This window comes from Amphibacillus sediminis NBRC 103570 (genome assembly GCF_001552275.1).
In the GTDB taxonomy this organism is placed as follows: Bacteria; Bacillota; Bacilli; order Bacillales; family Amphibacillaceae; genus Amphibacillus_B; species Amphibacillus_B sediminis.
Map to the genome: position 1 here is coordinate 1 of NZ_BCQW01000050.1, position 6,432 is coordinate 6,432.

The 6,432-nt window shown below is 32.6% G+C and carries 4 protein-coding genes; 1 reads left to right on the forward strand and 3 read right to left on the reverse strand.

The features are described 5' to 3' along the window. Window positions 1-31 precede the first annotated feature (31 nt). A complete protein-coding gene (locus ASE01S_RS15070; RefSeq protein WP_067844318.1) occupies window positions 32-598 on the forward strand; it encodes a recombinase family protein in 567 nt (188 codons plus the stop codon). 136 nt (window positions 599-734) lie between these two features. Here ASE01S_RS15070 and ASE01S_RS15075 read toward each other — a convergent pair whose 3' ends face one another. The 3 genes from ASE01S_RS15075 to ASE01S_RS15085 all read right to left on the reverse strand — a co-directional run. Further along, window positions 735-3,392, reverse strand: a complete 2,658-nt coding sequence (locus tag ASE01S_RS15075) for an HAD-IC family P-type ATPase (protein WP_067844321.1) — start codon at window positions 3,390-3,392, stop codon at window positions 735-737. Between the two features lie 376 nt (window positions 3,393-3,768). Beyond that, window positions 3,769-4,566, reverse strand: coding sequence for a TraX family protein (locus tag ASE01S_RS15080; RefSeq protein ID WP_067844324.1), 798 nt, complete (start codon window positions 4,564-4,566; stop codon window positions 3,769-3,771). Window positions 4,567-5,011: 445 nt separating this feature from the next. Next, window positions 5,012-6,432 (reverse strand): helix-turn-helix domain-containing protein (locus tag ASE01S_RS15085; RefSeq protein WP_083512175.1); only part of this gene is annotated, 1,421 nt, incomplete at its 5' end.

The window sequence follows — 6,432 nt, forward strand, 5'->3', positions numbered from 1 at the left end:
CAAGTATATATTTTAATTTAGGAGGCGAAAGATGAAGACAATAGGTTATGCCCGTGTGAGTACTGTCCATCAACAATTGGACTCACAATTAAATGCACTAAAGAGGTATGGTTGCAATAAAATTTATACCGAATTTGATAGCGGAAGAAACATACAAAGAAAAGAACTTTCCAAAGCATTAAATGCGTTAGAGCCTGGCGATACATTTGTTATCTTTAAATTAGATCGACTATCACGTGGAACCAAACATTTACTTGGGTTGATGGAATGTTTTAATGAGAGAAATATCAATTTTATCAGTATTCAAAATAATATTGATACAAGTACTTCAATGGGTAAATTTTTCTTTACGATTATGAGTGCTTTTGCCGAAATGGAAGCTGAACTCATTCGGGAACGTGTCCTTTCAGGTTTGGATGCTGCTAAAGCAAAAGGAAAAGTATTGGGACGACCAATTGAAAACAAAAATATCGATAAAGTGATTGAAGATTACCTTAATACAAACTTATCAGTAGTTGAAATAGCAAAAAAACATAATATCTCTAGACCCACCTTATATAATTATCTGCAACGAAAAAAAATTCCTAAGCGAAAGTAGCTCTCGCTTAGGAATTTTAGTTCATTTTTAAAAATCACATTGCTAACAATATAGTTTAAAGATAAACCTAATCCTTCCAGTGATGACAATTTTGTGGAATACAAAAAAATATGCTGTCACTTACATACCTTTACATCTATTTATTTTTGTTAAGCCTAATAAGTTTGTCTATTTCAGTCATAACTAATATAAGCACCCCAGAGGCAATCGAAATTCCCCATTCTAGCACTGACATACCTTTAGTGTAAAATACTGATTGCATAAATGGTATATAAGTCAAACTCAACTGGAGAATAATCATAATCAAGATTATTAAAAAGGCTTTTGGATTGCTAAAGAAGCTTTTTGAAATTACTGGCTGACTAGTACGAATATTGAATAAGTAGAATATCTTACTCAATACTACAATATTAATCATCATAGTACTAGCAACTGCCTGACTAACGCCTTGTGTTAATAACCATTCATATGAAACAATACTTATCAAAGCCATTAATATTGATACATATGCCATTTGACAGATATCATGAGTATTTAGTAATCGATTTCCTGTTTTACGTGGTTTCCTATTCATGATCCCCTCTTCAGCAGGTTCAAAGATAAACGCAAACTGAATCGTAATGGCTGATACCATATTGATCCACAGTAATTGTGTCGGTTGTAATGGCATTTCTTTTTGCATCAAAATTGTAAAAGCAATGATTAACCCTTCTGCAAAAGACGTTGGTAAAAGAAATAAAATACTCTTTTTTATATTATCATAAATTCTTCTACCTTCTCTAATCGCTACAGACATCGTTCCAAAATTATCATCTGTTAAAATCATATCCGCAGAGTCTTTCGCAACATCTGTTCCTTTCATCCCCATGGCTACACCAATGTCAGCTCTCTTTAAAGCAGGAGCATCATTGACACCATCACCCGTCATCGCAGTTACTTTTCCACTTTCTTGTAAAGCTTCCACAATATCCATTTTATTTTTTGGTGTGGTTCTTGCAAATACTTGATTATACAACACTGCATTCTTAAACTCTTCGTGTGACATACTATCAAGTTCCGCACCAGTGACCACGTTTATCTTAGGAGCTAAACCAAGCTTTTCACCTATCGCTTTAGCTGTTAAAGGGTGGTCCCCCGTTATCATTTTGACGCGAACACCTGCATGATTCATTTCTTCTAAAGCTTGAATAACTTCTTCTCTTGGAGGGTCAATAATTCCAGCAACCCCGAGTAAATCAACGCCCTGACTAAGCAATTCGTGATTCACTTCTTCAATATCTGAAGAAACTTTCTTGAATCCAACAGCCACAACTCTTTTTCCTTCCTCTGAAAGCTCAGATACTTGTTGAAACCAATACTTCTCATCGAATGAAGAATTCTTAGTTTGTGCCATTGGGAACAGTTTATCTGGGGAACCTTTTATAAAAATAATCCGTTCTTTGTTTTTATTTTCGACCAGCTTTGCCATGTATCGATAATCCGAATCAAAAGGCAACATATCAATTTCTTTATAAACTGTTTTCTCAGGATATGGAAATTGTTTGTAAAACAGTGTTAAGAAAGAACCGTCTGTAGGTTCCCCATTAATAGTCCAGTGGTTTTCCTCTTCTACTAATACCGTATCATTCGCTTCAAAACCAGCTTCTAGAAATAATTTAAGTTGCTTATCTAAATTAACTGGCGCATTGTCGAGAAGAATTTCTCCAACAGGTTTATAACCATCTCCTGAAACTTGAAGATGTTTTTGGTAAAAAACGATATCTTTCACAGTCATTTCATTTTTGGTTAACGTCCCTGTTTTATCAGTAGCGACAACATCTACCGAACCCAATGTTTCTACTGCTGGCAAAGTTTTAACGATGGTATTCTTATTTTTTGCCATATCGCTTACACCCATTGCTAAAACAACAGAAGTTGTAGCAGGCAATCCTTCTGGGATAGAACCGACAATCATTGTCACCACTGCAAGAGATAGAACAGATAGCGAATAGGTATCTAAAATTAAGCTGAAAACAAACAAAGCTATTGCTACAGCCATGATAACATAAGTAATTCCTTTTCCAAGTCCATCAATTTCTTTCATGAGTGGTGTTTTTCTAGTTTCCGTATTATTCACTTCTGAAGATATTTTTCCTATTTCAGTCTTTGCGCCAACTGCCGTTACGATTCCTAGTCCACTACCTGAAGTAACAGAAGTTGAAGCAAATGCTAAATTCACTCTTTCAGCAAGTGGTATATCTGCCGATGCTAAAGCTTCTTGAATCTTCTCAACAGAATCAGGTTCACCAGTCAAAACAGATTCCTGAATTCTCAAATTATCGGCTTCAACTATCCTCAAATCTGCTGGAACATTATCTCCAGCTTCTAAAAATACAACATCGCCGACAACCACTTCTTCAGAAGGAATATCTTTTCTAACGCCATCTCTATATACAGTCGCTTCAGAGGATAGCATTTCTTTGATTCGTTCTAATGCATCAGAAGCACTTGCTTCTTGATAATACCCTATCAGCGCATTCACAATAACGACTAATGCAATGATCATAGCATCTGATGTGTGGCCCATTATCAATGTCAGCAATGCTGAAAACATTAAAATATAGATAATCATATTATTAAATTGTCTAAGAAGTAATTTCCATTTCGGTGTTTTTTTTGATTCCAATTTGTTTAATCCATATTTAAATAAACTTTCTTCAACTTGCTTATTATTTAAACCCTTTTCTAAATCAGATAGTTCATATTTCTCTAAGACTTCTTTAACGTCCAGTTGGTATATATTTTTTTCATTCATAGTTGTAAATATTTCCTCTCCTAATTGACTAAATTTTTATAGCACAAATAAGCCCATCATTGTACTAGATAAAAGAGCTAGATACTGATGCACCAATGTAATCTATTCAATTAAGAAGTAGGATAAGCAAACAAAAAGTTTCTGCTCACCTTCTATCGAGTCACTTGTCAATTAAACCACCTCCACTTGAATAGAATAATACATAAAAAATATAATCTCTGCAACTTTTAATTTACAAACTATCGATTACACTAAGTTATGATCTAAAATTAGCAAAACTTTTTGATTGTGTTTTTTATTAAATCGATAAGACTAAAACATAATAAAACTAAATAGTAATAAATAAAACACAATCAAAAAAATTGTGCTTTATTTATCATATTCGCCCTAGAAATTTATCTTGCACTAAATAGATAATGATTAGGTGAATTGGATAAAAACAGTAGAATAATTCTTTCTGCCATACAGAACCGTTCCCACCACGTTTACCATTATATAGATAAATGAACGGAAGAACACTAATCATCATATATTCATTACTGAAAGTTAGCACTTGATACAAGGTTCCTATCCCTTCTATTGAAAAGTAGTTATATAGAGTATGAGCGAACAATACTGATGTAAAAAGTACCACAGTAATCATAATATTTTTAATGTTCCCTCTAAAGAAATAAAAGATAAGACCCATAATCAATTCATATATCCCACCCTCACTAACAAAGATAAATGGAATTAGAAGAAACAAGCCCGATACTAAAAGAGTCTTTTTTCCGAATTTTAAATTAGTGTAACGCAACGTATCTATTCCCCAAATAAATAGCAGTAACAATGCTAACGTCATAAAGATATTTTGTCCTTGTAACAGCGAGAAAATATCAAATTCACCCGTATATGGGTTAGTAAATGAGTCTTTTATAAATACATTGTACACAATATTGATACCATGCATTAGTATTCCGCCTATAAATAAACGAATGAAATACTTTTTTCTATCCCGGGTGTAATAAAACCCTTCAATCATTAAAAACACAAATAATGGAGCTACGAAACGACCTAGCAAAGATATCCACGCAGGTAAACCTATAAATGGTCCTAAATATGTTTTAACATGGTCAACTACCATAAAAACAATTCCAATAATTTTCAAGTCAAATGCTGTTAGAAATTTTCTCATGACTTCCTCCTTTAATAATATTTTCTTTCAAGATCCCATACTATTTCTGTCTAACATCATGCTATAGTCTCAATGAATCTAATAAAAATCATGGCTAATCTCATTACAAGAAATGGCATCTTCAAAAAATTTATATAGTGAGATATTATCAAAAAAGGGATAGCACTGATTATCTTTTTTCCATAAAAACTACGAAAACAGAATAATTTAGATTGAAAGGACCTTGTGAGAAAAAATGAGTACTCGTGTATGAGTATTGTCATGGAAAAATTTCTTTATAATTATGAGTGCCTTTGCTGAGATGGAAGTAGAAATCATTCGGAAATATGTCCTCTCAGATTTAAATACGGCTAAAGCGAATGGAAACCTATTAGGCAGGCCTATCATGTATAATTATCCACAAAGAAAAAATTCCTAAGCGAATATAATACTCGCTTAGGACGACTCAGTTAATTTGCGTAATCTCATTACTAATCACTTGATTCAAATAAAGACCTAACTCTTCCCAAGCGTTTTGATCAAACACATCTCTAAAGTAGAAAAATTTTGTCTTATCATATCCAGACGTATCTGAAACAACGATATCTGCTTCTGAGTAATCACTTGTAACTTGTAGAACCTGATGATTGTAATTATGCTTGATTGCGTTCTCGATAATCGATTTATATTCTGGGCGATGAAAAAATTCTATATATATTTTTTGCTTAGTTGGAATTTTTAAGACTAAATATCCTGTAATTATTTGCGTGAAACTATATTTGATTTTTTCAAACGAAGGCTCAGATTTGAATGCACTGAGACTTTCATGTATACACCTCTCCACAAAACATTCCATCTGTCCAACCAATAAAGGTACATTATACAAGGGCATAAACTTGTACAGACCTAAATAGTGAATAACGACTAATCGATTACATAAACTATAGAGCAACAAGTTATACGATTCGTTGGGTATGTTATATCTTTTAATTATTTTATCTAATAGTTGAATACATGTATTCACAATGAAGTTATTTTTCACTGCATACAATGCATTTCCTAACGCTTGCTTCTCTTCATCTGATCGTATTTCTTGAGTGAAATAATTAATAACAAACGCCAAATGAATTAGCTCTTCATGGAGCGGCATTTCGTTATCTCTAATTTCCTCTTTCAGATAGTTCAGATACAAATTAATTTCTTTTTCTTTATTGATTACTTCTCCTAACTCTACTACTTCTCTATCCAACTCTGACAGTTTAAACCTTTTTTTTAGTGCCAACTCATAAACTGCTACGATATAATTTACTCTATTCTTACCTATCGGTGATAGCTTTTCATATCTTTTTGAATTTATATAGGATTGTACAGCTAATATTTCCCTTTGAGTTATTGACTTAAACAACCAATGATTTCCCTTAGATGCCACTGATATTACAAGATAATGAAAGATTCGTACAGTAGATTCATTTCCTGCTAACTGAATCAAGCTTTCATTTACCTTTGTTAATTGGATACCACTATTCATATACTGAAAAAACTGTTTTAGCTTACCAAATAATTTATATGCATAAGATTCACTATAAGATAAATTATTCGCTATTGTTAAAATGCTAAATATCCTTTGTTCAAGGACAAAAAGTAATACTTGATATAAACTGGACTCTGTTAAATACTTCCCTCTAAAATCATTGATTAATTTTATATAGTCAGCATCTCTAGGCTTGTTTTCAAATTGAATAATTTCTTTATTTATTAGTAAAGTAATTTGCTGATGAGATTCATAGATTTGTATCTCCGATGACAAACTAGTCACACTTTCTTTTACCTTACGCTTAGAAATCCCTAACTGTTTTTCTAAACTATCAATTGTTGTCATTCCCGATT

What these genes read in the sequence shown, in the direction of transcription:
- ASE01S_RS15070 (WP_067844318.1), top strand. Translation starts at nt 32, where the DNA reads ATGAAGACAATAGGTTATGCCCGTGTGAGTACTGTCCATCAACAATTG.
- ASE01S_RS15080 (WP_067844324.1), bottom strand. Translation starts at nt 4,566, where the DNA reads ATGAGAAAATTTCTAACAGCATTTGACTTGAAAATTATTGGAATTGTT.
- ASE01S_RS15075 (WP_067844321.1), bottom strand. Translation starts at nt 3,392, where the DNA reads ATGAATGAAAAAAATATATACCAACTGGACGTTAAAGAAGTCTTAGAG.